The 1,985-nt window shown below is 56.9% G+C and carries 1 protein-coding gene; it reads left to right on the top strand.

Annotation, left to right across the window (positions count from 1 at the left end; genetic code table 11):
• Nucleotides 1-138: 138 nt before the first annotated feature.
• Nucleotides 139-1,985, top strand: a 1,847-nt coding sequence (locus T433_RS15475; protein ID WP_211249755.1) for an MBG domain-containing protein, incomplete at its 3' end; no start/stop codon positions are given.

The following is a 1,985-nucleotide window of genomic DNA, read 5'->3' as shown; positions in this document are numbered from 1 at the left end:
TGTGCGGGAGCTTGCTCACAGGCACAAAGCCATGACAGCAGCACGGGGCTCGAAGAGCTAAAACATCAGCAGAGGGGTTTTCAAGGTTTTTGTTACAGAAAACAGTTAATGAGAAATAACAATAAAGAAACTATGAATATGAAAAGGAAATTATTTAGTTTGCTCGTGCTGCTGGTGACGGCAGTGACGGGCGCGTGGGCGGCAGACACGTACACCGTGGCCGGCAACAACGCAGCCATGTTTGGCACGGCTTGGGATCCTACTAACACCGCCAATGACATGACGAAGAACGGTGATGGCACCTACAGCATCACCTACACCAACGTCTATCTCGATAATGATGTGATATACAAGGTCGTGAAGGATCACAGCTGGAATGAGGCATATCCTGATCTTGACCGCGTTATCAATATCGCTAAGGCTGGCACCTACACCTTGACCATACACTTCAACCCAACTACCCATGAAGTATATGAGACGATGCCTGGCGTCGCTCCGAGCTATAACCTTACCGTGGGCACCAACGCTCAGGGTAGCGTGAAGTTCTACGTGGGCGAGAACGAGGTGACCACCGCCAAGGAAGGCGAGACCGTAACCGTCGTCATCACTCCCAACACGGGCTGGGTGGTCAACCAGACCAGCGGACAGTGGGGCGCAGCCATCGCCAAGGCACCCCGCCGCGCACAGGCCGGCATCGGCCTGCTGCAGGACTTCGAGTTGACCAAGCTGCTGGGACAGGACAACACCTGGTCGTTCGTCATGCAGCGCGCCAACGCTGAGATCAGCGTCACGTACAAGAAGCTGCTCACCAATCAGGACATCACCATCGACGACATCACTGCCCTGACCTACACCGGCCAGGCCCTGGAGCCAACGGTTAGTGTGAAGGACGGTTCCACCGTTCTTACCCTCGGCACGGATTACACCGTGGCTTACAGCAACAACACCAATGCTGCTCTCTCTACTGCTACTGAGAACGCTCCTACGGTGACCATCACCGCCGTAGCCACCAGCGAGAAGTACAGCGGCGAGACCACGAAGAAGTTCACCATCAACAAGAAGGCACTGACCGTCACTGCCGACAATAAGAGCGTGACCTTCGGCGACGATGCTCCCACCTACACCGAGAGCTACGACGGCTTTGTGAACAACGAGACGAAGGCCGTGCTCGGCGGCACGCTGGCACTGACCTGCAGCTATGTGAAGAACCAGACCGGCGCAGGCAACTACGACATCACGCCCAGCGGACTGACCTCAAGCAACTACGACATCACCTTCACGAAGGGTACGCTGACCGTGGGCAAGAAGGCCCTGGAGGACGGCTTTATCGCTAACATCGCATCGCTGGTATATAACGGCGTGGCACAGGAGCCCGCTCCCGTGGTGACCTTCAACGGCATGACACTGGTGAAGGGCACGGACTACAGCGTGAGCTACGAGAACAACGTGAACGTGGGCACCGCCACCGCTACCGTCACCGCGCTGGCCAACAGCACGAAGTATAGCGGCACGGCTTCGAAGACCTTCAGTATCACGAAGAAGGCACTGACCGTCACTGCCGACAACAAGAGCGTGACCTTCGGTGACGAGGCACCTGCATACACCGTGAGCTACGATGGTTTCGCTGCTCAGGAGAACAAGGATGTGCTGGGCGGCACGCTGTCACTGACCTGCAGCTACGTGAAGGATCAGAGCGGCGTGGGTACCTACGACATAACGCCTTCTGGTTACACCTCTGACAACTATGCCATCACCTTCACCAACGGCACACTGACCGTAGGTACGAAGGCGCTGGAGAACAGCTTCATCGCTGACATCGACGCGCTGACATACACCAGCGAGGCTCAGACTCCCGCTCCCGTACTGACCTTCCACGAGATGACGCTCGTGGCCGGCACCGACTACACCGTGGCTTACAGCAACAACACGAACGCTGGCACCGCCACCGTGACCTGCACCGGTCAGGGTAACTACAGCGGACAGGC

The organism is Xylanibacter brevis ATCC 19188 (genome assembly GCF_000621725.1).
Taxonomy (GTDB): Bacteria; Bacteroidota; Bacteroidia; order Bacteroidales; family Bacteroidaceae; genus Prevotella; species Prevotella brevis.
The sequence above is the reverse complement of the archived record's forward strand: the minus strand, read 5'-3'. Positions and strand labels throughout refer to the sequence as shown.